Consider the following 25,167-nt stretch of genomic DNA (forward strand, 5'->3'; position numbering starts at 1 on the left):
GACCTGATGGAGAACCTCGGACTGCTGTGGGAAGGCCTCGGCGCCGCTCTCACGCCCATGAACCTCCTGTACGCAGCGGTTGGCGTGCTGCTCGGCACGTTCGTCGGCGTGCTGCCCGGCATCGGGCCGGCGATGGCGATCGCGCTGCTGCTGCCCGTGACGTACGGGCTCGAGCCCACTCAGGCGTTCATCATGTTCGCTGGGCTCTACTACGGCGGCATGTACGGCGGGTCGACGACGTCGATCCTGCTCAACACGCCGGGCGAGTCCGCGTCCGTGATGACGGCGCTCGAGGGCAACCTCATGGCCCGCGTCGGGCGGGGGGCTCAGGCGCTGGCGACCGCAGCGGTAGGGTCGTTCGTCGCCGGCACGATCGGCACGCTCCTGGTCGCCATGTTCGCGCCGGCGCTGGCCGACGTCGCCGTCGAGATCGGCGCCCCGTCGTACTTCGCGCTCATGGTGCTGGCCCTGGTCATGACCGCGACCGTGCTGGGAGCGAGCCCGTTGCGCGGGCTGCTCGCCCTGTTCGTGGGCCTGACGATCGGCCTCGTGGGGCTGGACCTCAACACCGGGCAGCCGCGTCTGACGTTCGGCGTCGCCCAGCTCGTGGACCGCCTCGACATCGTGGTGGTGGCCGTCGGCATCTTCGCCCTCGGCGAGGCCCTGTGGGTCGCGGCGCACCTGCGCCGCAAGCCCGTACGGGTCGTGCCGGTCGGGCAGCCGTGGCTCGGTCGAGAGGACCTGCGCCGCTCGTGGCGGCCGTGGCTGCGCGGCACCGTGTACGGGTTCCCGTTCGGCGCGCTGCCGGCCGGCGGTGCTGAGCTGCCGACGTTCCTGTCGTACCTCACCGAGCGCAGACTGGCGAAACGCTCGAGCGCGCGGGGCCGCGGCCAGGACGAGTTCGGCCAGGGCGCCATCGAGGGGGTGGCAGGCCCGGAGGCCGCGAACAACGCGTCGGCCGCCGGCATGCTCGTGCCGATGCTCGCGCTCGGTCTGCCCGTGACGGCGACGGCGTCGGTGATGCTGTCCGCGCTGCAGGGTTACGGCATCCAGCCCGGCCCGCAGCTCATGACCGAGCACGCGGACATGGTGTGGACCCTGCTGGCGAGCCTGCTGATCGGCAACCTCCTGCTGCTTGTGCTCAACCTGCCGCTGGCGCCGCTGTGGGCCCGGCTGCTGCGGATCCCGCGTCCCCAGCTCTACGCGGGCATCCTCTTCTTCGCCGGTCTCGGTGCCTACGCCACGAACCTCGACCCGTTCGACATCGGTCTGCTCCTCGTCTTCGGCCTGCTCGGCCTCGCGATGCGGCGGTTCGGGCTGCCGGTGCTCCCGCTCATCCTCGGCGTCATCCTGGGTCCGCTCATGGAGACCAAGCTGCGCGAGGCGCTCACCATCTCCGGCGGCGACGCCGCCATCCTGTGGAGCGAGCCGCTGGCGATCGCCATCTACGCCGTGCTCCTCCTGGTGCTGGTGACCCGGCCGCTGCTGTCACGGTGGCGGTCGCGGACGGAGTCGCGGATGGTGGCCGAGGCCGCCGCCGCAGACGTACGGGACGACGGCGCCGCCGTCGGGACAGAAGGGGATCAGCGGTGACGAACGACGCGCAGCACCAGGACGACAGGCTGGACCAGGGCGACAGACCGGACCGGGACGACAGACCGGACCGGGACGCGAGGCGGGACACGGAGCAGGACCCGCCAGGCGGCTGGGTGGTCGTGGCGTGGACCCCCGACAAGTTCGGTGACGCCGCCCTGGAGCACGGCGTCGCCTGGGCCCGCGAGGGCGGACGCGGCGTCGCGGTGGTCAACGGCACCCGCGGGGACGCCCTCGTGGACGAGCGCTTCGCCGCGCCCGCTCGGCTCGCCGACCTCGAGGAGCGGCTGCGGGGCACCGGCCTGCCCCACCTCGTGCGGCAGGAGATGGGGCGGGACGTCGCGGACCAGGTGCTCGACGTCGCCGACGAGCTGTCCGCGCGGCTCGTCGTCGTGGGGCTGAGGCACCGCAGCCCGGTCGGCAAGTTGCTCATGGGTTCCGTGGCGCAGCGGATCCTCCTGGACGCGGAGTGCCCCGTGCTCGCCGTCAAGCCCGGGCCGGAGCCGGGCTGAGATCGGGCCCGGGCTTGCTCCCGGGCGGCATATTCCGTGGTGCGCGGCCATCTCGCGTGGCACGCTCGGCGGCTCAGAGCGATCAGAGGAGGCGACCATGCCGACCCGCGACCTGCAGGAGCCCACACCTGCCGAGCTCCGCACCGAGGAGTTCGTCCTGCGCCCCATCACAGCGGACGACGCCCGGCTGGACCACGCCGCCGTCATGGAGACCCGCGAGCACCTGCGGCTGTGGGAGCAGTCGTCGTGGCCGGAGGACGACTTCACCGTCGAGGCGAACCGCGCGGATCTCGTCGACCTCGAGGAGCGCCACGCGGCGGCCCGTGCCTTCACGTACACGGTGCTCGACCCGCTCCGCACCGAGTGCCTGGGCTGCGTCTACGTCTTCCCCACGAACGCCGCCTTCCTCACCAGGGCGGCGGTGACGCCCGTCGGCGACGACGAGTGGGCACGTGTGCAGGCCGTCGTCTACTTCTGGGTGCGACGGTCACGCGTGGAGGCGGGATCGGAGACGGGACTGGAGACGGGACTGCAGACGGGCCTGGACGGACGCCTCCTCGCCGCGCTGCGGGCCTGGTTCGCCGACGCCTGGGGGCTCGAGCGCACCGTCTTCGTCACCAACGAACAGTTCACGCAGCAGGTCGACCTCATCGAGCGCACGGATCTGAGCCGCAGGTTCGAGCTGGTGGAGCCCGGCAAACCTGGCGTGTACCTCGTGTTCGGCTGAGCCGGGTCCGACGCGGCCGTCCGGGCGACAGTGCCACCCGGACGACCGACCCGCCCGCGGCGTTCAGCCGCGGGCGGGCGGAGCCGAGCCCGGCCGGGTCAGCCTGCGAGCTGCTCACGCAGGGTCTCGGCGTCGTGGACGGCCGACATGTGCAGGAACTTGCCGTCGCGAACGCGGTAGATGGCGTACTCGACGATCTTGATCGGTTTGCCGGTCGGGGCCACCCCGAGCCACTCCTTGGTCGGCGTGCCGGTGTTGATCGCCCGGACGGCGATGCTGTCGTCGTTGATGGCGAGCTCCTGGACCTCCCAGTGAAAGTCGGGCACAGCATCGACGATGCTCTTCGCCTGCGCGACGAGGGCCGCACGGGTGCTCGGCTCGCTGTGCATGATGATCGACTCGTGGACGAACTCGTCCATGCGGTCGAACTCGCGCGCGTTGAGCGCCTCGACGTAGCGCTCGTAGAAGGCGCGCAGGTCGCTGTCGGTCATGGGTCTTTCCCTTTCTTGTGGTTCGAGCGGTTCGGTGTTCGAGCAGTTCGGTGTTCGAGCAGTTCGGTGCTTCAGGCGGTCTCGAAAGCCGAGCGCAGCGTGCTCGTGGCCTGAGCGATGGCGGCTTCGGCAGCCCGGGTGCCGCGGAGGGCGTTGAGCATGACGAAGTCGTGGATGATCCCCTGGTATCGCGTGGCCGTGACGGGAACACCGGCGGCGCGGAGCTTGTCGGCATAGGCCTCGCCCTCGTCGCGCAGCACGTCGGCCTCGGCGGTGATGACCAGAGCCGGTGGCAGGCCGGCGAGCTGCTCCGTCGTGGCGCGCAAGGGAGATGCGGTGATCTCGGCGCGCTGTGCGGGATCGGTCGTGTACTGGTCCCAGAACCACTGCATGGCGTCGCGGCGCAGGAAGTACCCCTCGGCGAACTCGTGGTACGAGCCGGTGTCGAAGCTCGCGTCCGTGACCGGGTAGAACAGCACCTGCTGCACCAGGGGGACGTCGCCACGCTCCTTGGCCAGCAGTGTCAGCGCGGCACTCATGTTGCCACCCACGGAGTCACCCGCGACCGCGAGGCGCGAGGCGTCCAGTCCGTTGCTCGCGCCGTCCCGCACGATCCACCGGGCGACGGCGTAGTTCTGCTCCACGGCGATCGGGTAGCGCGCCTCGGGAGAGAGGTCGTACTCCGGGAAGACGACGGCGGCGTGCACCCCGGTGGCGAGCTCGCGGACCAGACGGTCGTGGGTGTGCGCGTTGCCGAACACCCAGCCGGCGCCATGGATGTAGAGGATGACGGGCAGGATGCCGGTAGCACCGGCCGGGCGGACGATGCGGGCACGCACCGATCCGGTCGGGCCGCCGGGGACCGTGACCCACTCGTCGTCGACCTCCGGCGTGTCGATCTCGGCGGACTGCACCTCGTCGACCGTCTTGCGCCCCTCGACGGGGCCCAGGTCGAACAGGTAGGGCGGGTTGGCGGTGGCCGCGGCGAACTCAGCGGCGGCGGTCTCCAGAACGGTGGTGGTCGTGTACGTCATGACAAGGCTCCTTCGAAAGGTGTGGTGTCTTGGTCGGATGCGATAGGTGTCGGCTGAAGCTCTCTACGCGGCTACGACGGCATCACCTCGCCCCGGGAGATTCCCGTCGGTCGGTCCACGCCGAGGGCCACCTGGCCCGCGGCGTGGAAGCGTGCGCAGCGCACCCCAGAGCACGCCGCCGATCACCAGTGCGGCACCGAGCACGGTCACGAGCGCGACGTCCTCCCCCAGCAGCACCGCCGAGACACTGAGCCCCACCACGGGGACCAGCATCGAGAACGGCGCGACGACCCCGGCGGGGTGCCGGGCCATCAGCCACGTCCAGATCCCCGACCCCGCCAGCGTCCCGATCAGCACCGTGTAGGCCAGCCCGAGCAGGGCCGGGACCAGGTGCGGTCCCGGGGAGAACGCCGTGACCATGGCGTCCGGACCCTCCACGGCCAGGGCCAGCACGGCCATCGGCAGGGGTGGGACCACCGACATCCAGAGCGTGAGGTGCAACGGGTTCGGTGCCTTGGCCCGCGCGTTGGACACGTTGCCGATCGCCCAGCCGAACCCGCCGGCGAGAACCAGCAGGAACGGCGCCAGCGCTGCGGCCTGCGCCTGCGACCAGCCCACCAGGGCCAGCCCCAGCGTCGCCACGCCCAGCCCGACGAGCTGCCGGGCGGACACCCGGTCCCGGAACGCGACCGCGCCGAGCAGCACCGTGAACGGCGCCGACGACTGCAGCACGAGCGACGCCAGCCCCGCCGGCATACCGACGGCCATACCCCAGTACAGGAACAGGAACTGCAGGGTGCCGAAGCCGACGCCGTAGCCGAGGAGCCAGCGCACCGGCACCCGCGGACGTGGCACGAACAGCACCGTCGGCACGGCGATGATCGCGAACCGCAGCGCCACGAGCAGGAACGGGGGGAACTGCGCGAGCGACGCGTCGATCGCGATGAAGTTCAGTCCCCACATGACCGCGACGGCCACGGCGAGCAAGCGGTGCGAGATCGGCATGACCCGAGTCTGTGCGCGACGCACCCTGAAGGACAAGCGAAAGTTTCTACAGCTTCTTGTAGGATGCCTTCATGGATGCGGACCCCCGGCGCCGCGGGCACGACCTGTCCCGCATGGATCCTCGCCACCTCGACCTGCTCCGTGAGCTCGCCGACCGCGGCTCCGTCACGGCGGTCGCCGAGGCGACCCGGCGCACGCCGTCGGCCGTGTCGCAGCAGCTCCGCACGGCGCAGCGCGAGCTGGGCGGTATCCCGCTGGTCGAGCCGGCCGGGCGGGGCGTGCGGCTCACCGAGGCGGGCCGGCTCCTGGCCGACGGCGGCCGCGACCTCGCGCGGGCGATCGCCCAGGTCCAGGCCAGGTGGGACACGTACCTGGGCTCCGCGTCAGGGACCGTCCGCCTGGCGACGCTGCCGAGCGCCGCGACGATCCTGCTGCCCGGCGTGCTGGACCGGCTCGCCGGCACGGACGTGCACCTCGAGTGCACCGACGTCGACATCGCGGAGCCGGAGTACTCCGGGATGGTCGCCGACCACGACATCGTCGTGGCACACAGCTTCACCGGGCCGGTACCCGCCGGAGCGGGGCACCTGGCGACCGCCGCCCTGCTTCGTGAGCCGCTCGACATCGCCATGCGGGCCGACCACCCGCTGGCCGACAAGGCCCGGGTCACCGCCCGTGACCTGGCGCTCCAGGAGTGGTACGGCGTGCCGCTGGGCTACCCGTTCGACGACCTGCGCATCGCTGTCGAGACGACAGCCGGCACACCGGTCCGCGTGGTCCAGCGGCTGCGTGACAACCGGCTGATCGAGGCACTCGTCGCCGCGGGCGACCGCGTCGCCGTGCTCCCCCGGTACAGCACCACGCCCGGCGCCGGGATCGCCCTGCAACCGGTGCACGGTATGGACGCCGCGCGGTGGATCGTCGCGATCCTGCGCCCGGACCGGGCCGAACGGCTCGCCGTCCGCACCGTGCTGGACGCACTGCGGGCGGTGGGGCGCGACGTCGGGTGAAACTCTCATCCCCCTCTCACACGTTTCTCATGCTGACCTGCGAGTGTGGCCCCTCCGCCCGACGGAAGGAACGGACCGCATGTCCAAGCTCTCCACCATGATCGGCCTCGCCAAGAAGGTGCTCGACTCCCAGACCGGGCAACAGCAACAGCAAGGGGCCCCGCAGAGCGGCACGACGGGCCAGAAGTCCTGGCGGTCCACCCTGGAGGACGTCGCCGCCGCGGTGAGCGGGCGCGACCAGACCGGGCAGACGCCGGGTCGTGCACCCGCGCGGCAGGGCTATCGGACCGAGCCGCAGGGTCGGCCGAGCGCGTCGGCGACCACCGACGCCGACCGGCAGGCCATCGCCCGCTACGACTACCTCATGCAGACCGCGGAGCCGCACCAGATCGAGCAGATCCACGCCGAGTCGTTCGCCCGGCTCACGCCCGCGCAGCGCCAGGCGGTGCAGCAGCGCATGCAGACGGAGCTTCCGCCGCACGAGCAGCCCCGCTCGGCCGACGTCGCGGACCTGTCCCGGGCCGCCGCGCGGACGGAGGCCCGCCGACCCGGCTCCATGCGATCGGTGCTCGCGAAGGTCGGCACGGGCGGAGCCGTAGCAGGAGTCGCGGTCGGCGCGGTCGGCGTCCTGGGCGCGGTCGCGGCCGGAGCCGCGGTGAGCAGCGTGGCCGGCCCGCTCCTGGAGAACGCGGCGAACCTCGGCGTCGACTTCGAGTCGCTCGCGTCGGGCGTCGACGTCGAGGGGCTCACGTCGTCGGTCGGCGACCTCGGTACAGGCGCTCTGGGCGACGCGACGGCGGGCGTCGAAGACCTCGGCGCCGGCGCGCTGGGTGACGCGACGGCGGGCGTCGAAGACCTCGCCGGCACGGCCGACGGTGCGCTGTCCGGCCTGGGGGACCAGGTCTCGGGTGCCGGTGAGCAGCTCTCGGACCTCGCCAAGGGGTTCGACCCGCGAGACCTCTTCTGAGCCGTCCTGCCTGACCGGCCTCGAGCCGTACAGACGTCTTTGGCCCGGAGATCCGCGGATCTCCGGGCCAAGACATTCGTAGCGGGGACAGGATTTGAACCTGTGACCTCTGGGTTATGAGCCCAGCGAGCTACCGAGCTGCTCCACCCCGCGATGACACCCTCAGGTGCGGACCAAAGGTACCACCCACGCAGGGCACGCCATCCCCTGCGTGCCACGCCATCCTCTGCGGTTCGACCGTCTCTTCGGTGGAAGATGGCGTGGCACGCGGGTGATCAGGCGCCGGTGCGACAGCGGTTGAGCAGGTGCTGCGCTCGACACGAGCGCCACGACTCCGAAGGTGCGCATCCAGCGCGAGGGTGCCTCGAGTGCTGTGGCGATCATCCACAGCAGCAGCCCGACGGCGAACATCGCCAGCCCCATCGAGAGGCTCACGCCCCGGTTCAACAGGTCCGCCTGGAGCGAGACCGGACCGGTCTCGATGGAGGTAGCGCACATCGCCGCGTCCAGCTCCGGATCGGCCTGCAGCACGAGCTCGAGCAAGTCATGCACGACTCCCGTGAACATGACGGATGGACCTGCTGCGCACGGCAGGTCGAGCGGAGCGATCGTGGCACGACGGGCCGCCGTAGGCTTGTCGGCATGTTCACACCAGCCGAGCGCGAGCAGTTGCGCAAGGAGCTGATCGAGGCAGCTCACGCAGACGACGATGTCGTGGGCGCGGCGCTCGTAGGCTCGGCGGCGACTGGACGCGAGGACGCCTGGTCCGACATCGATTTGGTGCTGCAAGTGCGTCGTGACACCGACCCCGCGGAAGTGGCCAGTCGGTGGACGGCAGAGTTCTACGACCACCGCGGTGCGGCGCACCACCTGGACGTCATCGCTGGCGGTGTGCTCTACCGAGTCTTCCTTCTCGAGTCCTCACTGCAGATCGACGTGTCGTTCTGGCCCGAGGACCAGTTCCGAGCCACTGAGTCGGGTTTCGCACTGCTTTTCGGCACACCTCAGCCCTCGACCGAGCCTCGGGAGCCGGAGGCATCACGCGAGATCGGGATGGCCTGGCTCTACGCGCTGCACTCGCGTTCAGCGATCGCCCGCGGCCGCGTGTGGCAGGCGACCATGATGCTCGACCACCTTCGCGATCAACTCCTTGTTCTCGCATGCGTGCGGCATGGCCTCAATCCACATCATGGTCGCGACGCCGATCGTCTGCCCGTGCCCTTCCTCACCGTCTTGCAGCAGGCGCGCGCCGCGTCCCTGGCAGAACCAGAGCTGGCGCGCTCGCACACAGCTCTGGTCAGGGCGCTTGCCGACGAAGTCGCCCTCCACGATCCGGGACTCGCGGCAGACCTGGCCACGTCGTTGGACGCGCTTGCTCACGTCAGCGTCTGACACTTTTGCCCCTCTCCGGCGCCATCGCGCAACGACCGCGCCATTTGCGGGAAGCGGAGCGACTACGGCGATTTCGGTCGGCCGAACGGCGCAGAGTCAACACGCGCCTGGCGAGGTGGCGCTTGAGCGCACGGATCGCCTCGGCGCGGCGCCCGCCGGGTGGTGAGGAGGTCCTGGGCGGGCGGGTGCAGCCACCTCTGTGTGATCGCGGTGCGGTGGATCGCGGCATTCTCTTCGACGGACCGCGCACTGTCGGGTTCGACCCGTCGCTGCCGGACTCTACTTTTGTGACCCAACCCTGAATAGGGCTCACAGCACTCTCCAGAACATCGACAAGATCAGCGAGAAGACGCGGTCCAGACCCGCGCTCCTCTTCATGAGAGGCGGCTCGTTTCTAGGAATGACTGTCTCGCTAGGGGCTCCGCATCGACCACGAAGGGAGTTCGGGTGGGAAACGCAACCGTGTGGCGCTAGATACGCTTGCGTAGCTACGCACGCGTATCTATAGTGGCGAACATGGGCATGAGGGAACCACACGCTCGTCGGCGCTCACCGGCAGACCTGCGCAAGGCCTGCCGCGCAGCGGTCATCGCCGAGATAACGGAACAAGGACTGGGCCGGCTGTCGATCGAGGGAGTCGCCCGGCGTGCCGAGGTCGCCAAGACCTCCATCTATCGGCACTGGTCCTCGGTCGAGGACCTTCTGCTCGACGCGCTGGGTGAAGCCATGCCCGTCGAACAGGTCTCCTTGGAGGGCGATGCGCTGCGCTCGGATCTCCTGCGATCTCTCGAGCAACTGGTGGGCTGGCTCGAGGGTCCGACCGCGCCGGCAGTGGCGGCGATCCTCGCCGAGCGCAAGCGCCGGCCCGATCTCGTAGAAGCTCTCTACACCCGGGTCTTCGACACGCACGGGAACCGGTTCACGGGCACCGTCATCGACCACTATGCCGCGCGCGGCGTCATCGACCCCCGGCTAGTGACTCCCGTCGTCGTCGACATCGGCGAAGCACTGGTGCTCAAACACCAGCTCGACGCCGGAGAGACACCAGACACCGACACACTCGCCGCAATCGTCGACCAAGCGATCCTGCCCGCGCTCGGCCACCCGCCCTCACTCCAGGAAGGAACCTCGACGTGACCGCCATCCAGCCAGATGCCCCCGCGAATCCGTCCACCACGCTGCAGGTCGACTGGACCAGCACCACCGGTCGATCGCGAACCACCCTCACGACCCACCTGTGGACCGCACCGCAACTGCGCCGAGGCTCCCCGATCCACGGCAATGCCTTCGACGCGCTACGCAATCTCCGCGCCGACCTCGCCCGGTTCCTGCCGTGGTTCAGCCAACTCCGACTCGCGGTGCCGGAGCTCACCCCGCCGACCGCGACCACGACCTCGTGGAACTTCGAACTGCTCGACCCCTTCGTCGAGGACTTCGTCGCGGCCGCCGAAGGCCGGCCGGTCGTGGCGAACTTCGCGACGATCCCCACCTGGATGTTCGTCACACCCGAGCCTGTCCCGGTCTCCGAGGACCCCGACGAGATCCACTGGGAGTACGAGCAGGGAACCGAACTGCGCGATCCCACCTGCGCGGAGGTCGCCGACTACTTCTACCGACTTGCTAGTTGGTACATCGCCGGCGGCTTCACCGACGAACTGGGCATGTGGCACGAGTCGGGCCACAGCTACCGCTTCGCGTACTGGGAGGTGCTGTGCGAACCCGATGTCGGACACAAGCTCTCGCCCGAGGTCTACACCAGGCTCTATGACGCCGTCGTCTCCCGCTTGGCCCCGCTCGATCCAGACATGAAGTTCATCGGCCTCTCCCTGAGCCACGTCCATCCAGACCCGGAGTACTACTGGCACTTCCTCGACCCGGCCAAGCACTCCGACGAGACCCCGATCGATGCGTTCTCGTACCACTTCTACACCCAACCCGAGATCATCAACCCGTTCGGGACGGAGGGGAACACGCCCTATGAGCACTGGCGGGACATCTTCTTCGCCCAGGCGGACGCGTTCCTCGACCAGGTCCGGCACATCGACGCGATCCGACGCAGGCTGGCACCCCACGCCGAAACCCACATCAACGAACTCGGCACCTTCCCGCCCGCGCCTATGGATCCGGCCCCGGCCTTTCCCGAGGCGTACTGGACGCTCAGCGCGGCGGTCCAGTCCTACCTGTGGGCCAAACTCGTCGAACTCGGCATCGACCTGGTTGGGATCGCCGAGTTCATCGACTACCCCGGCATGAACCCCGGAATCAGCCTGCTGGCCTGGGAGACCGGGGAACCCAATGCCCGTTATGACGCTCTGGCGCTGCTCCTCCGGCATTTCGGCCCCGGCGACGCGCTGGTCACCACCTCCGCCACTGCAGCGCACGGCTATCCCGATCCTCGCGTCCACGTCCAGGCCTACCTGACCGTTGACGGCTCCCGCAAGATCCTCTTCGTCAACAAGACAGCTGAACCGGTCCGGGTGGCGGTGCCCACGCTCGCAAGTAGCGCGCAGCTCGAACAGGTCAGCGCCGACGTCGCCAACCGTGGACGCTCGGAGAGCATCGACAGCGTCGCGGTCATCGACGCCTACGCGACTGCCGTGATCTCTTACGTCGGTGAATGACCCCATCGAGGAGCCCGAATCAGGACGTACGTAGTGTCCACCGCCACGTCGAGCGCCGTCATCGACGCACCGATCGCGCATGTTCGCACGGCGCTGCTCTCCGCCACGCAGTTGCCCGAATGGAACCCTGCCTTCGTCAAGGTGGAAGGGCCCCCACGCGCTGTCGCCGGCACCGAATACCGGCTCGAGGTCATCCGCGGCCTACGGGGGACACTGGTCTACACGCACATTGATGGCGGGGCGATCACGATCTCCTGGCGTGTCACCGGGCTCTCCGAAACCGGGGAATGGCAGCTGACTCCCCTCGACACACGACAGACGCGCGTCACCCACGCGGTGGAGCGAGACGGTCCTCTCGCGTTGCTCCTCGGGCATACGCTCGCCACTCTCCCAAGCCTCCGTCTAGAACGGCTCGCCCAGTGGACCGCCGGATCCTCAGCTCGATGACAGCCCGTTCTCCACGTCCGGTATCGACGGTCGGCGCGAGTCACCCCGCTGCACGGTCGGTGCAACAGTCGGGGCGAATGCCCCAGAACAGAGGAGCCCCCATGAGCCCGCTCGCGAGACCGACCAGGCTGGTGAGGTGGTGCGTGTACGCGGGAATCGCCGCAGCGCTGCCGACTGCGCTCTGGCGCATCCCATTGATCCTTGGATTCACACTCGGCACCCCGACCGCCTGGCGCGAGGCTCAGGACATACCAGGGACCGGGACCTGGTACCTCCTGGGCCTGTCTCTCGTCCAGCTCGCCGCCATCGCGTGCATGCTCGCCCTGACCATCGAGCCTGCGAGGCTGACACCGCACTGGTTGCGGGCGCGACGGCCGCTCCTGGTTCCGAGAGTCGTGGGCATTGCGGGAGCAATCGGTGCTCTCGTTCTCGCTCTACTCGTGACCATGTCCATCATCGCCTGGGACAAGGTCGACCCCTTCAGCGGAGCCGCCTACGGCATATGGGGATGGCTGTGCGCCGGATGCTATCTGCTCGCGGCCCTCTGGCCCTTATTTTTCGGCACAGCGTCCCTGCGATACCTCATGCACTACAGACAAGCCGGCGTCGCGGCGCGATGATCCAGCAGACTCGGTATCCAGGAACGTCGGAAGGACCTCACGGCTCCGCCGCGACTCATGTCACCGAAGGAGCCCTCGGCGCCGCATCGTCCTGCAGTAGACGGCGAAAAGCACCGTCACGACTCCGACTCCGATGTCGAACCATGAGGTCGCCGCACCGAGCATTGCCCAACGGTCCAGGAGGGCGAATGTCACCACGAGGAGCACAACCTGAGCGGCCCCCGCGATAAGAGCGGTGGGGGCTGCCCAGCGGTTGCGCGCCACGAGGAGCACCGGAGCGATGAGCCCTCCAAGGATATTGATCGCCCAGATGACACGGAGCACGGGCGGGTAGTCGGTGAAGTAGATAATGCCGCCCGAGCCGAACTGCCCCCCAATGTAGTCGGTGTCGTGGATCAGAATCAGGAGGTAATCACGAAGCCCGCCAATGTACAGCGCGAACACGACCATGGCCACCAGCCACAGATGCCACGGGCGACGAACGCCGCTTCTGTTTGGGCCTGTACTCACGGGTCACAATCCAATCCTTCTGTTCTTCGGCACTGCCAGCGTCGGCGGCAAGCCGGCGCCGGATAGTTTTGGGCCAGCAGTGCCGCGGACAGATCGACCGTCCACAGCCACGATCTCGCAGAGCGCGGCCCGTGGCTACCTAATGCGCGGACGCCCAGTCCACCTTCAGGCACCAGCGGGTGAGGCTGGTGCAGCAGGCTCGACCTCGGTGACACGTCCCCAGGCCAACGTCAGAAACTGGAAGACTGTGTTCTCATACCGTGTTCCGTCAGGAAGTGTTCCTGAGACGTGAGAACGCACTGCGACGCGCGTACGCAACCAACGCTCGGTGCGCCGGGTGCCGATCCTGCCGCCCGACCGGATCAGGACGATGCCGTTCGGCACCGGGGTGACCCTCGGTCCGGGCCGCCGATCGTCACCGACCTGCGCCCCTGGCCCTCCCGAAACAACCGTCCCTTCGAGATCCTGCTCGACCCTGAGGTCAACGCCCTCAACTGGGCACAGAACAGCGAAAGGCCCGAACCCCAGCCAACGATTCCATTGGCAAGGGTTCGAGCCTTGTGCGTCGGGTGGGCCCGGAGGTGTGCTGGTTCACGACATCGTTGATAGATGAGTCGGGACATCGTTCATATCGGCGGGTCAGGCGGGTGGTCGTGTTGTCCGGCGTCGAGCCGCAGATTGTGAGTCGATCAGGCAGTGTGGCCGGTGTCGAACCGCACGATGATCGTGGTCGCGTATGCCGAGCCGCAAGAAGCACGTCGCTCAGGGCCTGGATCGACACATGACCTGCGGCTCAGCCCAGGGCACGGACCGCGGCCTTGCGGTTCGACACCGAGCCCCACCGGCCGCTCGAGATCTGGACCGGGCCGACTGACGGGTGTGAGGTCCGCCTCCAGAACACGATCACGCATGCGTGCGAGCCGAGAACCAGGCTCACGTGTGTTCTGGAAGCGGACGTCCGGCCGACCCTGGCTCCACGACGCCCAACGAACCGAGAACCCCAGCCGCTGGCCGGCCCTCGAAACGAACATCCCTGATATGAACGATGACGCGAGACATCTATCAACGATGTCCCGCGTCATCACAGGGTGGGCCCGGAGGGATTCGAACCCCCGACATCCACGGTGTAAACGTGGCGCTCTAACCAGCTGAGCTACGAGCCCCGGCAGCGGACAACAATACCTGCCCCGCGACCCGAACGAGGCCTACTTTTCCGACCCGGCCGACATCGATGCCCCACCGGCCGGACAACCACACCCCAGGTCAGATCTCCGAGACCGCCCTGCGGTAGTCCTCCAGGTCACGCGCCTGCCCCCGCGGGTTGACGACGCACCACCGGACGATCCCGTCGGCGTCGATCAGGAAGGTCCCGCGCAGCGCGATCCCCGAGCCGTCGTCGAACACGCCGTAGGAGCGCGCCACCTCTCCGTGCGGCCAGAAGTCCGACAGCAGGTCGAACTGGTACCCCTCCGCCGCCTGCCACGCCTTGAGCGTGAACACGGCGTCGGTGGACACCACGAGAAGGCGCACCCCTGCCGCCTCGAAGTCCTCGATGTTGTCCCGCAGCTCGCACAGCTCACCCGTGCACGTGCCCGAGAACGCGAACGGGACGAAGACCACGAGCACCGGCGTCCCGCGCAGGTCGGACAGCGTGGTCGGGGTGCCGTGCGTGTCGGGGAGCGTGAAGTCGGGTGCTGGGTCACCCGGCTTCAGCGCGACCGCGGGAGCGCTCGGCGTGGCTGGCTCAGTCATGGCTCCCCAAGGTTGTCAGACGGTCACTTACCGCGGCCCCGGTACGCGAGCCGGGTGGCCGACCAGTCTTCCGCGATCGCGAAGGTGCTCGTCGTCTGCAGGCCGGCGGTGGTGGCCGCCTCCTGGATGTCGCTGTGACCCACCTCGCCGTCACGGCCAGGCTTGGGCGTGAAGATCCAGATGAGACCGCCGTCGTCGAGGACGGTCTGGACGTCGACCAGCGCGTCGGTGAGGTCTCCGTCGTCCTCCCGCCACCAGAGGATGACGCCGTCGGTCACGTCACCGAAGTCCTCGTCCTCCAGCTCGCTACCGATGATCTTTTCGATGTCGGCCCGGAGTGCTTCGTCGACGTCGTCGCCCCAGCCGAACTCCTGCACCACCTGGCCGGCCTCGAAACCGAGGCGCCCGGCGCCCTGGGTGTCCGTGCTCACTTGGTTGATCGTCCCTCTCTCTGTCCGGCACTGTCTGCCGGGTCGTATGCCTGTTCTGTCGGTCCTGCGTCGGACCCTCCGTCGCCAAAGGTAGTGCACGCACCCCTGCTATGCCTCGCAACCAGGTCGCGTGGTGCCTTTTTGATGAATCGATGGGACGTCGGCAACGCGCAGGTCATGCACTCAGTCTCATTATTGCGATACCCGGTATCAATCCTGGCGCGAACCGGGACAGACGTAACGCAGATCACGCACTCTTGACCGCCCTATGGTGTGAGCGCACGCTGTGAGGGGACAGAATGGCTAGATCCACCTGTGCGTGGGCGTGCACAGTCGCAACCCCAGCTGTGGCGACGCGACGCCGACGCGACGGGTCCTGACGAGGCGGCGGGGAGCGCGAACCGCGACCGCGCCGCGCGACACCGAGAGAGGTTGCTGGTGGCTTCGTTTGACGAGACCGGACCGCTGATCAACGGTCTGCTCAGCGCCGTACCTGACATCGACCCGGCCGAGACCGAGGAATGGGTCGAGTCATTTGACGGGCTGATCGACGACAAGGGCGGACCCCGCGCCCGGTACGTCATGCTCAACCTGTTGCGGCGGGCGCGAGAGCGCAATGTGAGCATCCCCGCGTCGATGGCGACGCCCTACGTGAACTCCATCGGGGTGCACGAGGAGCCCTATTTCCCGGGCGACGAGGCCATGGAGCGCCGCTATCGCTCCTGGATTCGGTGGAACGCCGCCGTCATGGTGACCCGCGCTCAGCGCGAGGGTCTCAGCGTCGGTGGGCACATCTCCTCGTACGCCTCCGTGGCGACGCTCTACGAGGTGGGGCTGAACCACTTCTTCCGCGGCAAGGACCACCCCGGCGGCGGTGACCAGATCTACTTCCAGGGCCACGCCTCCCCCGGCGTCTACGCCCGGGCGTACCTCGAGGGCCGCATGTCCGCGGACCAGCTCGACGGATTCCGCCAGGAGAAGTCGCACCCGGGCGGCGGCGTGCCGTCGTACCCGCACCCGCGCCTCATGCCGGAGTTCTGGGAGTTCCCGACCGTCAGCATGGGCCTCGGCCCGGCGTCGGCCATCTACCAGGCCTGGACCAACAAGTACCTGCACAACCGCGGGATCAAGGACACGAGCCAGCAGGACGTCTGGGCGTTCCTCGGTGACGGCGAGATGGACGAGCCCGAGAGCCGCGGCATGATCCAGCACGCCGCCCAGCAGCAGCTGGACAACCTGACGTTCGTCGTGAACTGCAACCTGCAGCGCCTCGACGGGCCGGTCCGCGGCAACGGCAAGATCGTGCAGGAGCTGGAGGCCCAGTTCAAGGGCGCCGGCTGGAACGTCATCAAGGTCGTGTGGGGCCGCGAGTGGGACGCCCTGCTCAACGCCGACAAGGACCGTGCGCTCGTCAACCTGATGAACGTCACGCCCGACGGCGACTACCAGACGTACCGCGCGGAGTCCGGCGCGTTCATCCGCGAGCACTTCTTCGGCCGCGACCCGCGTACCAAGGCCCTCGTCGAGAACATGACGGACGAGGACATCTGGAACATGAAGCGCGGCGGGCACGACTACCGCAAGCTCTACGCGGCGTACTCCGCCGCGCGGGCGCACACGGGCCAGCCGACGATCATCCTCGCGCACACCGTCAAGGGCTACGGCCTGGGCTCCGGCTTCGCCGGGCGCAACGCGACGCACCAGATGAAGAAGCTCAAGGGCGACGACCTCAAGACGCTGCGCGACTCGCTCCGCATCCCGATCTCGGACGCCGAGCTCGAGGCCGACCCGTACCTGCCCCCGTACTACCACCCGGGGGCCGACGCGCCGGAGATCCAGTACATGCTGGAGCGCCGCCGTCAGCTCGGCGGGTTCGTACCGGAGCGCCGCGGCGCACGGAAGTCCCTCCCGCTGCCGGAGGACAAGACGTACGAGCTGCTGAAGAAGGGTTCCGGCACGCAGCAGGTCGCCACGACCATGGCGTTCGTGCGGCTGCTCAAGGACCTCTTCAAGGCCAAGGACTTCGGCAACCGCATCGTGCCGATCATCCCGGACGAGGCGCGCACCTTCGGCCTGGACTCGATCTTCCCGAGCGCGAAGATCTTCAACACGCTGGGGCACAACTACCTGGCCGTGGACCGCGAGCTCATGCTGAGCTACAAGGAGTCCGAGCAGGGCCAGATGATGCATACCGGCATCAACGAGGCCGGTTCGGCTGCAGCGTTCCAGGCGGTGGGCACGTCGTACGCCACGCACGGCGAGCCGATGATCCCGTTCTACATCTTCTACTCGATGTTCGGGTTCCAGCGCACGGGCGACCAGTTCTGGGCCGCCGGCGACCAGCTGACGCGCGGCTTCATCATCGGTGCCACCGCAGGCCGCACCACGCTGACCGGTGAGGGCCTGCAGCACGCCGACGGGCACTCGCCGCTCATCGCGGGGACGAACACCGCCGTCGTGCAGTACGACCCCGCCTACGGGTACGAGATCCGGCACATCGTGCGGGACGGTATCGAGCGCATGTACGGCGACGGCTCCGACGGTCGCGACCAGGACGTCATGTACTACCTCACGGTGTACAACGAGCCGATGGTGCAGCCGGTCGAGCCGGAGGACGTCGACGTCGAGGGCATCAAGCGCGGCATCCACCGCGTCTCGGTGTCGGACGCCGAGGGCCCCAAGGCCCAGCTCCTTGCCTCCGGCGTGGGCGTGCCGTGGGCGCTCGAGGCGCAGCAGCTCCTCAAGGAGGACTGGGGCGTCTCGGCCGACGTGTGGTCGGTGACCAGCTGGAACGAGCTGCGTCGCGACGCGCTGGCCGCCGAGCACGACTCCTTGGTCGACCCGGCGGCGCCGATGCGCACGCCGTACGTCACGGAGAAGCTGTCCGGCGCCCAGGGCCCGTTCGTCGCCACCAGCGACTACGACCACCTGGTGCCGGACCAGATCCGCGCGTGGGTCCCCGGCGACTACGCCGTGCTCGGCGCCGACGGCTTCGGGTTCTCCGACACCCGGGCCGCCGCACGGCGGCACTTCCTCATCGACGGCCCGTCGATGGTGGTCCGGACGCTGCAGGTCCTCGCCCGCCGGGGCGAGGTGCCGACCGACGTGGTCGCGAAGGCCGTCGAGAAGTACCGCCTGCTGGACGTCACGGCCGGCACGTCGGGCGTGGCGGGCGGCGACAGCTGACCCAAGGCAGACGCCGAGGTAGTCCTCTGGCGAGGTAGTCCCACAGCGAGGTAGTCACCCAGCGCGAACCGGGTGACTACCTCGCTGCATGACTACCTCGCCAGAGGACTACCTCGCCAGATGACTACCTCGGCGAGGACTGCTCCGCCGCGGTGATCGCCTTCTCCAGCTCGTCGCGCAGCGGCCGCACCGCCTTCGCGTCCGGGTGCATCTCCAGGGCCCGTAGGTGCTGCCGGGCCTCGAACACCCGGTCGGCCTCGAGCGCGGCCAGCACCAGGTGCTTGCCGACCACCGGCGAGTGCTCCCGCACGCGCCAGTGCCCCACGCCGAGGCCCAGGGCCTCGACCGGCATTCCCGCGTCGCGCAGGATCGCGAGCCCTTCCGCCAGGGCACGGCCGTCGGGGTCCCGCTCCGCCGCGGTGATGAACCGCCGGACGGCGCCGTCCGGGTCGTCGGCGAGCGACAGGCGACCCAGCTCGATCAACGGGTACCAGCCGCGCGGGTGCCCGGCCAGCTCCTCGGCGAGAGCCCAGACCGCCAGGTCGGCCTCGTGCTGCTTGGACTCCGGGATCTCGTCGGAGTCGCGCAAGGGGTCCTCCAGCGTCGGGTCCTCGGCGGCCCGGCGGCGGACGATCTCGGCCAGTGCGCCGAAAGCCTCCTCGTTGTTGGGATCGTCGGTCAGCTGGGCGCGCAGCGCGTCCTCGTGTCCTGCGTCCCCTCGTCGGGGCGCCGACGGCGACGGCCTGCGAGCACCGACCGTGGACGCAGACAGGGGCCGACGGATGAGGCGGCGGAGCCGGTGCATCAGGGCCATACCTTGACCCTACAGTTTTCCGCTCTGCGGCACTGGGATGACGCTGTCGTGAAAGTCCGTTTGTGGACTCTCCACAACTCGGGCTCGTATGCTGCCGGGGTGTCAGCACCACGACGGGCCGCGCGAGCGGGTGCCCAGACGAGCGATCCGGGGGCCGGGTCGGCAGCCGACCCCGGCGCCGGCGAGACCGCCGGCAAGACCGTCCCCAAGACCGCCGCCAAGGGCGCCGGCAAGACTGCCGGCAAGGGCGCCACCAGGAGCGCGGCGAAGGGCGCCGGAAAGCCCGCCGCCAAGTCCGCCCGAAAGCCCGCCCCCACGGCCGAGCCCGCCGACGGCGCGACCGACCCAGCGGGCTTCCCGATGAACCTCCAGCGCGTCCGGGAGGCCAGCGGCCTGCTCACCGCCGCCGCGATGCGCCGACTGGACGAGGACCTGAACTGGTACCGCGACCTGCCGGCGGAGGACCGTTCGTATGTCGGTCTCGTCGCCCAGGCGGGCATCAACGCCTTCACGTCCTGGTTCACCGACCCGGACCGGCCGCCGCACGGTGTCAGCGAGATCTTCGCCGCGGCGCCCACCGAGCTGACCCGCTCCATCTCGCTGCAGCACACCCTCCAGCTGGTGCGCGTGGTGGTCGACGTCGTCGAGACGCACTCCGACCGGATCGCCGCTCCCGGTGGCGAGCGCGACCTGCGCGAGGCCGTGCTGCGCTACTCCCGCGAGGTCGCGTTCTCGGCGGCTGAGGTCTACGCCCGCGCCGCCGAGTGGCGCGGCGCGTGGGACGCCCGGCTGGAGGCGCTCGTGGTCGACGCGCTGGTGCGCGGCGACGGCGACGACTCCCTGCGCTCCCGCATCTCGGCGCTCGGCTGGAGCGGCCGGGGCAACGCGCTGGTCGTCGTGGGGCTCGCGACGGAGGAGCTCGACGAGATCCGCACTGCCGAGATCCGTCGGGTCGCCCGGCGGGCGGCGGGCGACGCCCTCGTCGGCATCCACGGCGACCGCCTCGTGCTCGTGCTCGGCGGCGAGGGCGACCTGGTGGCCGCCGCCACCTCGCTGCTCGGCCGCTTCGGCTCCGGCCCCGTGGTGATCGGCACCCAGGTACCGAGCCTGACCGACGCCGCCCGCTCGGCGCGGTCCGCCCTCGCCGGCCTGACCGCCGCGCCGGCCTGGCCGCAGGCCCCACGCCCCGTCATGGCCGACGATCTGCTGCCCGAACGGGTCCTGACCGGCGACTACACGGCCCGGGCCACGCTGATCGCGCAGGCGTTCACCCCGCTGCAGGACGCCGGTGGGGCCGTGCTGGAGACCCTGTCGGCCTACCTCGGCACCGGCCGTTCCCTGGAGGCCGCGGCCCGGCATCTGTACGTTCACCCCAACACGGTGCGCTACCGGCTCCGCAAGGTGTCCGAGATCACCGGCTGGGACCCGCTCGACGCCCGGGAGTCGTTCGTGCTGCAGGTGGCACTCGCGCTGGGTCAGCTCGGCCGGGGCTGACCACCCCCGCACTAACTCTTCGCCGAGGTCAGCGCCTTGTAGGTTCTCCACAATGCCCCCTGATGAGGTTGGTACGGGTCGCGACGTCCTGCGGGGGTCGCGGGTTGGCAGAGTGGACGCGTGCTCGCCGTCGTCTGCCCTGGACAGGGCTCTCAGACCCCCGGGATGCTCAGCGACTGGCTTGAGCTGCCCGGTACCGACCAACGCCTCGCCGCGGCCTCCGAGGCCGCGCAGCTGGACCTGACCGCCCACGGCACCACCTCGGACGCTGACACGATCCGCGACACGGCGGTGGCCCAGCCCCTGATCGTCAGCACGTCGCTGCTCGCCCTGCGCGCCCTGCTGGACGGGCGTGCCGCCGCGGAGGTCGTCGACGTCACCGCCGGCCACTCCGTCGGCGAGCTGTCCGCCGCGGCGGTGGCGGGCGCCCTGACCGACGACGGCGCGGCCGGCCTGGTCGCGCGCCGCGCCCGGGCGATGGCCACCGCGGCGGCCGCCGCGCCGTCCGGCATGAGCGCCGTCGTGGGCGGCGACCCGGACGAGGTGCTGGCCGCGATCGAGGCCGCCGGTCTCTGGCCCGCCAACGTCAACGGCGCGGGTCAGACCGTGGCCGCCGGCGCGCTGGAGGACCTCGCCAAGCTGGCCGAGAACCCGCCCACCCGGGCGCGCGTGATCCCGCTCCAGGTCGCCGGGGCGTTCCACACCCCGTTCATGGACGCGGCCCGCGCCGAGTTCGAGCCCGTGGCCCTCGGCTGGGACGCCACCGACCCGACTCTGCCGTTCCTCGCCGACCTCGACGGCACCGCCTACACCGGCGGCGCCAACGGCCACGGGACGGGGGCCGACGTGCTCGCCAACCTCGCACGCCAGGTCACGGCGCCCGTGCGCTGGGACCTGATCATGTCCGGCCTCGCCGAGCGCGGCGTCACCGGCCTGCTCGAGCTCGCCCCCGGCGGCGTCCTGACGGGCCTCGCCAAGCGGGGCCTCAAGGGCGTCGAGACCGTCGCGGTGAAGTCTCCGGCCGACCTCGACAAGGCCCGCGAGCTGATCGCGGCACACAGCACCGTCCTTTCCAGCGGCACGAACGCGACCGGAGCAGACCAGTGACTTCCCTCAGGCAGGCCGAGCCCACGCAGTTCTCGCGAATCCTCGCGATCAGCGGGGAGCGCGGCGAGCTCGTCGTGACCAACGACGACATCGCGGGCCCGATCGACTCGTCGGACGAGTGGATCCGCCAGCGCACCGGCATCGTCACGCGGCGCCGGGCCGGCGCGGACAAGGACGTGCTCGACCTGGCCGAGGCCGCCGCGAACAAGGCGCTCCACGCGGCCGGGCTCGTCGGGGCCGACATCGACGCGGTCATCCTGTCGACGATCACCCACATGCACATGACGCCGTCGGGCGCCGCGATCCTGGCCGAGCGCATCGGCGCGACGCCGGCCGCCGCCTACGACGTGTCGGCCGCCTGCGCCGGCTACGCGTACGGGATCGGCCAGGCGGACGCCCTGGTCCGCGCGGGCCTCGCGCGCCACGTGCTCGTGATCGGCGCCGAGAAGCTCAGCGAGATCATCGACCCGACCGACCGCTCCATCTCCTTCCTGCTGGGCGACGGCGCGGGCGCCGCGATCGTCGGTCCGTCGGACACGCCGGGTATCGGCCCGACGGTCTGGGGCTCCGACGGCGCCAAGGCGACCGCCATCCGCCAGACCCACTCCTGGACCGAGCTGCGCGAGGACCCGTCGCTGGGCTGGCCCACGCTGCGCCAGGACGGACCCACTGTGTTCAAGTGGGCGGGCTTCCAGATGGCGCCGATCGCGGAGAAGGCGATGGCCGAGGCGGGCGTGACCGCACAGGACATCCAGGTCTTCATCCCGCACCAGGCGAACATGCGGATCATCGATCAGATGAAGAAGCAGCTCGGTCTGCCGGATACCGTGGTCATAGCGCGCGACATCGCCGAGACCGGCAACACGTCAGCGGCGTCGATCCCGCTGGCCGCCGAGCGGCTCCTGGCGGAGGGACAGGCGAAGTCCGGTGACCTCGCCCTCCAGATCGGGTTCGGCGCCGGCCTCGTCTACGCCGCGCAGGTCGTGGTCCTGCCGTAGCACCCCGTCTGGCAGTTCCTGCGGCGGACGCCGCGGGAACGTCCGGACAGCGGCCCGCGTGGCAAACCGGTCGCGGGATACGCCAAGATTCGACCAGCAAGACTCCGGTGCCCGACGGCGCCGGTGACCGTTACGAAAGATAAGGAAGTCCCATGGCCAACACGGACCAGGAGATCCTCGAGGGCCTCGCCGAGATCGTCGCCGAGGAGACGGGCCTCGACCAGGCCGACGTCCTGCTCGAGAAGTCCTTCACGGACGACCTCGACATCGACTCCCTGTCGATGATGACCATCGTCACGCACGCCGAGGACAAGTTCGGGGTTCGTATCCCGGACGAGGAGGTCAAGAACCTCGCGACCGTCGGTGACGCAGTGAGCTTCATCAAGAGCGCCCAGGCCTGAGCCGCCCCCGACGGCGGCAGCGTGGCCGGGGCTCGCACCCGGGCCCGCGCCGCCGTCGGGCACTCGCTGCCCACAAGGCAGCACCTCCAGCACCTGCCCCCTTCGTCCCACCACCCTCGGGAGCATCATCATGACCTCCGCACGCGAAGTCGTCGTCACCGGCCTCGGCGCCACCACACCCCTCGGCGGGGACGTGGCATCCACGTGGGAGGCCGCGCTCGCCGGCGTATCGGGGGCGCGCACCCTCGAGAACGACTGGGCCGAGAAGTACGGGATCCCCGTGACCTTCGCCGCCACCATCAAGGTGGACCCGGCCGAGGTGCTCTCCCGCCCCGAGACCAAGCGCATGGACCCGTCCGCGCAGTACGCGATCGTCGCGACCCGCGAGGCCTGGGCCGACGCGGGCAGCCCCGAGGTCGACGGTGAGCGGCTCGGTGCCGTCGTGTCGTCGGGCATCGGCGGCATCCAGACCATCCTGGACGGCTGGGACACCCTCCGTGAGCGCGGCGCCCGGCGCATGCTGCCCATGACCGTCCCCATGCTCATGCCGAACTCCCCGGCCGCGTACGTGTCCCTCGAGCTCGGCGCGCGCGCCGGCACGCACGCCCAGGTGTCCGCCTGCGCGTCGGGCGCGGAGGCAGTCGGCTACGCGGTCGACATGATCCGTTCCGGCCGGGCCGACGTCGTCGTCGCCGGTGGTACCGAGGCAGCGATCCACCCCATGCCGCTCGGCGCGTTCGCCGCGTCCCGCACCCTCTCGCTGCGCAACGACGACCCGCAGCGCGCGTCGCGCCCGTACGACGTCGACCGTGACGGGTTCGTGCTCGGCGAGGGTGCCGCCGTTCTGGTGCTGGAGAGCGCCGAGCACGCGGCGGCGCGCGGCGCCCGGGTGTACGCGAAGGTCAGCGGTGTCGGGCTGTCGTCCGACGCGTACCACATCACCTCCCCTGACCCGGAGGGCACCGGCCAGGTGGCCGCCATGCGCTCCGCGATCCAGGACGCGGGCGTGACGCCCGCCGACATCGTGCACGTCAACGCGCACGCGACGTCCACCAAGGTGGGCGACCTCACCGAGACGGCGTCCATCCGCAAGCTCTTCCGGGCCGACGCCGACCACGTGCAGCTCTCGGCGACGAAGTCCATGACGGGCCACCTCCTGGGCGGCGCCGGCGCCATCGAGTCGGTGTTCGCCGTGAAGGCGGTCGCCGAGCGACTCGCCCCGCCGACGATCAACGTGGACAACCCCGACCCGGAGCTGCAGGTGCCGCTCGTGCGCGACGAGCCGTACAAGCTGCCGGGCGGCGACATCGCGGCGATCAACAACTCGTTCGGCTTCGGTGGGCACAACGTGGCACTGGTGATCCAGAACCACTGACCACCCCGCACGTGCCGGACGCCCAGGTCACTCCGCTGACCTGGGCGTCCGGCACGTCCTGCCCCGGAACGTCGGCCGAGCCGTCGAGACCCGCCGGAACCGTCGTATCCGTGTTCCCTCGTTATGACATGGGAGAATGTCCGCATGGCAATGCGTGAGATCCGAGTGGTTCCCGACCCAGTGCTGCGCACCCCGTGCGACACCGTGACGACGATCGACGACCGCGTGCGCGGTCTGGTCGCCGACCTGGTCGAGACGGTCGACGACGAGGGGCGTGCCGGGCTGGCCGCCAACCAGATCGGGGTCTCCCTGCGGGCCTTCTCGTGGAACATCGAGGGCGACATCGGCTACGTGCTCAACCCCCGCATCGTCGAGCTGGGCGAGGAGCTGCAGGACGGCGGCGAGGGCTGCCTGTCCGTCCCCGGGCTCTGGTACCCGACGGTGCGCGCGAACTACGCGCGGGTGGAGGGCATCGACCTGGACGGCGCGCCGATCACCGTGGAGGGCACCGGGATCATGGCCCGTGCCCTGCAGCACGAGTGCGACCACCTGGACGGCATGGTCTACCTGGACCGCCTCCAGAAGGAGACTCGCCGCGCGGCGATGCGGGAGCTTCGCGCGCGCCTGTGAGGGCTCGCTGGCCAGTTTTGATACAGGTCACCGCTGTTCAATCGATCCGT

The 25,167-nt window shown here is 69.8% G+C and carries 25 protein-coding genes and 2 tRNA genes; 17 read left to right on the forward strand and 10 right to left on the reverse strand.

Annotated elements, in window-relative coordinates:
- Window positions 1-6 precede the first annotated feature (6 nt).
- From ACYVK7_RS05030 to ACYVK7_RS05040, 3 genes are all read left to right on the forward strand, one after another.
- On the forward strand, window positions 7-1,593 hold the full coding sequence (locus ACYVK7_RS05030; RefSeq protein ID WP_460886589.1) for a tripartite tricarboxylate transporter permease: 1,587 nt from the start codon (window positions 7-9) through the stop codon (window positions 1,591-1,593).
- Window positions 1,590-2,105, forward strand: a complete 516-nt coding sequence (locus ACYVK7_RS05035) for a universal stress protein (RefSeq protein ID WP_460886590.1) — start codon at window positions 1,590-1,592, stop codon at window positions 2,103-2,105. The genes ACYVK7_RS05030 and ACYVK7_RS05035 overlap by 4 nt, the downstream gene beginning before the upstream one ends.
- 97 nt (window positions 2,106-2,202) lie before the next feature.
- Window positions 2,203-2,832, forward strand: a complete 630-nt coding sequence (locus ACYVK7_RS05040; protein WP_460886591.1) for a GNAT family N-acetyltransferase — start codon at window positions 2,203-2,205, stop codon at window positions 2,830-2,832.
- Window positions 2,833-2,930: 98 nt separating this feature from the next.
- Here the strand turns inward: ACYVK7_RS05040 and ACYVK7_RS05045 are convergent, their stop codons facing one another.
- From ACYVK7_RS05045 to ACYVK7_RS05055, 3 genes are all read right to left on the reverse strand, one after another.
- Window positions 2,931-3,323, reverse strand: coding sequence for an ester cyclase (locus ACYVK7_RS05045; RefSeq protein WP_460886592.1), 393 nt, complete (start codon window positions 3,321-3,323; stop codon window positions 2,931-2,933).
- Between the two features lie 71 nt (window positions 3,324-3,394).
- Entirely contained in the window at window positions 3,395-4,357 is a 963-nt protein-coding gene (locus ACYVK7_RS05050) for an alpha/beta hydrolase (RefSeq protein WP_460886593.1), read from the reverse strand.
- A gap of 63 nt (window positions 4,358-4,420) precedes the next feature.
- Window positions 4,421-5,362, reverse strand: coding sequence for an EamA family transporter (locus ACYVK7_RS05055; protein ID WP_460886594.1), 942 nt, complete (start codon window positions 5,360-5,362; stop codon window positions 4,421-4,423).
- A 71-nt stretch (window positions 5,363-5,433) separates the two neighbouring features.
- Between ACYVK7_RS05055 and ACYVK7_RS05060 the strand changes: the two genes are divergently transcribed.
- Both ACYVK7_RS05060 and ACYVK7_RS05065 read left to right on the forward strand, forming a co-directional pair.
- On the forward strand, window positions 5,434-6,372 hold the full coding sequence (locus ACYVK7_RS05060; RefSeq protein ID WP_460886595.1) for a LysR family transcriptional regulator: 939 nt from the start codon (window positions 5,434-5,436) through the stop codon (window positions 6,370-6,372).
- A 79-nt stretch (window positions 6,373-6,451) separates the two neighbouring features.
- Window positions 6,452-7,339 carry a cation-transporting ATPase gene (locus ACYVK7_RS05065; protein ID WP_460886596.1) on the forward strand — a complete coding sequence of 296 codons (888 nt, stop codon included), beginning with the start codon at window positions 6,452-6,454 and terminating at the stop codon, window positions 7,337-7,339.
- A gap of 79 nt (window positions 7,340-7,418) precedes the next feature.
- On the opposite strand, the gene ACYVK7_RS05070 is transcribed toward ACYVK7_RS05065, so the two are convergent.
- A tRNA-Met gene (locus ACYVK7_RS05070) sits at window positions 7,419-7,492 on the reverse strand.
- 9 nt (window positions 7,493-7,501) lie between these two features.
- Window positions 7,502-8,038, reverse strand: a complete 537-nt coding sequence (locus ACYVK7_RS05075) for an LIC_13387 family protein (protein ID WP_460886597.1) — start codon at window positions 8,036-8,038, stop codon at window positions 7,502-7,504.
- Here ACYVK7_RS05075 and ACYVK7_RS05080 point away from each other — a divergent pair.
- From ACYVK7_RS05080 to ACYVK7_RS05100, 5 genes are all read left to right on the forward strand, one after another.
- Window positions 7,982-8,731 carry a nucleotidyltransferase domain-containing protein gene (locus ACYVK7_RS05080; RefSeq protein WP_460886598.1) on the forward strand — a complete coding sequence of 250 codons (750 nt, stop codon included), beginning with the start codon at window positions 7,982-7,984 and terminating at the stop codon, window positions 8,729-8,731. The two genes, ACYVK7_RS05075 and ACYVK7_RS05080, sit on opposite strands and share 57 nt — an antisense overlap.
- 516 nt (window positions 8,732-9,247) lie before the next feature.
- The gene (locus tag ACYVK7_RS05085; protein WP_460886599.1) at window positions 9,248-9,868 is read left to right on the forward strand and encodes a TetR/AcrR family transcriptional regulator; all 621 of its coding nucleotides are present in this window, start codon (window positions 9,248-9,250) and stop codon (window positions 9,866-9,868) included.
- Window positions 9,865-11,352, forward strand: a complete 1,488-nt coding sequence (locus tag ACYVK7_RS05090; RefSeq protein ID WP_460886600.1) for a hypothetical protein — start codon at window positions 9,865-9,867, stop codon at window positions 11,350-11,352. The genes ACYVK7_RS05085 and ACYVK7_RS05090 overlap by 4 nt, the downstream gene beginning before the upstream one ends.
- A 33-nt stretch (window positions 11,353-11,385) precedes the next feature.
- Window positions 11,386-11,799 (forward strand): SRPBCC family protein, encoded by a 414-nt coding sequence (locus tag ACYVK7_RS05095; RefSeq protein ID WP_460886601.1) that lies wholly within the window; start codon window positions 11,386-11,388, stop codon window positions 11,797-11,799.
- Between the two features lie 101 nt (window positions 11,800-11,900).
- Entirely contained in the window at window positions 11,901-12,419 is a 519-nt protein-coding gene (locus ACYVK7_RS05100; RefSeq protein ID WP_460886602.1) for a hypothetical protein, read from the forward strand.
- Between the two features lie 60 nt (window positions 12,420-12,479).
- Here the strand turns inward: ACYVK7_RS05100 and ACYVK7_RS05105 are convergent, their stop codons facing one another.
- From ACYVK7_RS05105 to ACYVK7_RS05120, 4 genes are all read right to left on the reverse strand, one after another.
- Complete coding sequence (locus tag ACYVK7_RS05105; RefSeq protein WP_460886603.1) at window positions 12,480-12,869, reverse strand: hypothetical protein; 390 nt, start codon at window positions 12,867-12,869, stop codon at window positions 12,480-12,482.
- Window positions 12,870-14,018: 1,149 nt separating this feature from the next.
- Window positions 14,019-14,092, reverse strand: a tRNA-Val gene (locus ACYVK7_RS05110).
- A gap of 100 nt (window positions 14,093-14,192) precedes the next feature.
- Window positions 14,193-14,681, reverse strand: coding sequence for a peroxiredoxin (locus tag ACYVK7_RS05115; RefSeq protein WP_460886604.1), 489 nt, complete (start codon window positions 14,679-14,681; stop codon window positions 14,193-14,195).
- A 23-nt stretch (window positions 14,682-14,704) separates the two neighbouring features.
- A complete protein-coding gene (locus ACYVK7_RS05120; protein ID WP_460886605.1) occupies window positions 14,705-15,112 on the reverse strand; it encodes a DUF3052 domain-containing protein in 408 nt (135 codons plus the stop codon).
- A gap of 438 nt (window positions 15,113-15,550) precedes the next feature.
- Here ACYVK7_RS05120 and aceE point away from each other — a divergent pair, with 438 nt between their 5' ends.
- The gene (aceE, locus tag ACYVK7_RS05125; RefSeq protein ID WP_460886606.1) at window positions 15,551-18,298 is read left to right on the forward strand and encodes a pyruvate dehydrogenase (acetyl-transferring), homodimeric type; all 2,748 of its coding nucleotides are present in this window, start codon (window positions 15,551-15,553) and stop codon (window positions 18,296-18,298) included.
- 124 nt (window positions 18,299-18,422) lie between these two features.
- Here aceE and ACYVK7_RS05130 read toward each other — a convergent pair whose 3' ends face one another.
- Window positions 18,423-19,112: a hypothetical protein gene (locus tag ACYVK7_RS05130; RefSeq protein WP_460886607.1), complete on the reverse strand. Its 690-nt coding sequence runs from the start codon at window positions 19,110-19,112 to the stop codon at window positions 18,423-18,425.
- 99 nt (window positions 19,113-19,211) lie between these two features.
- Between ACYVK7_RS05130 and ACYVK7_RS05135 the strand changes: the two genes are divergently transcribed.
- From ACYVK7_RS05135 to def, 6 genes are all read left to right on the forward strand, one after another.
- Entirely contained in the window at window positions 19,212-20,606 is a 1,395-nt protein-coding gene (locus tag ACYVK7_RS05135) for a PucR family transcriptional regulator (protein WP_460886608.1), read from the forward strand.
- A gap of 120 nt (window positions 20,607-20,726) precedes the next feature.
- On the forward strand, window positions 20,727-21,713 hold the full coding sequence (locus ACYVK7_RS05140) for an ACP S-malonyltransferase (protein WP_460886609.1): 987 nt from the start codon (window positions 20,727-20,729) through the stop codon (window positions 21,711-21,713).
- Complete coding sequence (locus ACYVK7_RS05145) at window positions 21,710-22,711, forward strand: beta-ketoacyl-ACP synthase III (RefSeq protein ID WP_460886610.1); 1,002 nt, start codon at window positions 21,710-21,712, stop codon at window positions 22,709-22,711. Before ACYVK7_RS05140 ends, ACYVK7_RS05145 begins: the two co-directional genes overlap by 4 nt.
- A 152-nt stretch (window positions 22,712-22,863) precedes the next feature.
- A complete protein-coding gene (locus ACYVK7_RS05150; RefSeq protein WP_357465474.1) occupies window positions 22,864-23,112 on the forward strand; it encodes an acyl carrier protein in 249 nt (82 codons plus the stop codon).
- Window positions 23,113-23,242: 130 nt separating this feature from the next.
- Window positions 23,243-24,487 (forward strand): beta-ketoacyl-ACP synthase II, encoded by a 1,245-nt coding sequence (gene fabF / locus ACYVK7_RS05155; RefSeq protein WP_460886611.1) that lies wholly within the window; start codon window positions 23,243-23,245, stop codon window positions 24,485-24,487.
- Window positions 24,488-24,631: 144 nt separating this feature from the next.
- Window positions 24,632-25,117, forward strand: a complete 486-nt coding sequence (gene def / locus ACYVK7_RS05160) for a peptide deformylase (RefSeq protein WP_460886612.1) — start codon at window positions 24,632-24,634, stop codon at window positions 25,115-25,117.
- Window positions 25,118-25,167 lie beyond the last annotated feature (50 nt).

It is taken from the genome of Promicromonospora xylanilytica (assembly GCF_054782895.1).

What these genes read in the sequence shown, in the direction of transcription:
- ACYVK7_RS05045 (WP_460886592.1), bottom strand. Translation starts at nt 3,323, where the DNA reads ATGACCGACAGCGACCTGCGCGCCTTCTACGAGCGCTACGTCGAGGCG.
- ACYVK7_RS05065 (WP_460886596.1), top strand. Translation starts at nt 6,452, where the DNA reads ATGTCCAAGCTCTCCACCATGATCGGCCTCGCCAAGAAGGTGCTCGAC.
- def (WP_460886612.1), top strand. Translation starts at nt 24,632, where the DNA reads ATGGCAATGCGTGAGATCCGAGTGGTTCCCGACCCAGTGCTGCGCACC.
- ACYVK7_RS05115 (WP_460886604.1), bottom strand. Translation starts at nt 14,681, where the DNA reads ATGACTGAGCCAGCCACGCCGAGCGCTCCCGCGGTCGCGCTGAAGCCG.
- ACYVK7_RS05040 (WP_460886591.1), top strand. Translation starts at nt 2,203, where the DNA reads ATGCCGACCCGCGACCTGCAGGAGCCCACACCTGCCGAGCTCCGCACC.
- ACYVK7_RS05060 (WP_460886595.1), top strand. Translation starts at nt 5,434, where the DNA reads ATGGATGCGGACCCCCGGCGCCGCGGGCACGACCTGTCCCGCATGGAT.
- ACYVK7_RS05050 (WP_460886593.1), bottom strand. Translation starts at nt 4,357, where the DNA reads ATGACGTACACGACCACCACCGTTCTGGAGACCGCCGCCGCTGAGTTC.
- ACYVK7_RS05055 (WP_460886594.1), bottom strand. Translation starts at nt 5,362, where the DNA reads ATGCCGATCTCGCACCGCTTGCTCGCCGTGGCCGTCGCGGTCATGTGG.
- fabF (WP_460886611.1), top strand. Translation starts at nt 23,243, where the DNA reads ATGACCTCCGCACGCGAAGTCGTCGTCACCGGCCTCGGCGCCACCACA.
- ACYVK7_RS05030 (WP_460886589.1), top strand. Translation starts at nt 7, where the DNA reads ATGGAGAACCTCGGACTGCTGTGGGAAGGCCTCGGCGCCGCTCTCACG.
- ACYVK7_RS05100 (WP_460886602.1), top strand. Translation starts at nt 11,901, where the DNA reads ATGAGCCCGCTCGCGAGACCGACCAGGCTGGTGAGGTGGTGCGTGTAC.
- ACYVK7_RS05130 (WP_460886607.1), bottom strand. Translation starts at nt 19,112, where the DNA reads ATGGCCCTGATGCACCGGCTCCGCCGCCTCATCCGTCGGCCCCTGTCT.
- ACYVK7_RS05150 (WP_357465474.1), top strand. Translation starts at nt 22,864, where the DNA reads ATGGCCAACACGGACCAGGAGATCCTCGAGGGCCTCGCCGAGATCGTC.
- ACYVK7_RS05085 (WP_460886599.1), top strand. Translation starts at nt 9,248, where the DNA reads ATGGGCATGAGGGAACCACACGCTCGTCGGCGCTCACCGGCAGACCTG.
- ACYVK7_RS05080 (WP_460886598.1), top strand. Translation starts at nt 7,982, where the DNA reads ATGTTCACACCAGCCGAGCGCGAGCAGTTGCGCAAGGAGCTGATCGAG.
- ACYVK7_RS05105 (WP_460886603.1), bottom strand. Translation starts at nt 12,869, where the DNA reads ATGGTCGTGTTCGCGCTGTACATTGGCGGGCTTCGTGATTACCTCCTG.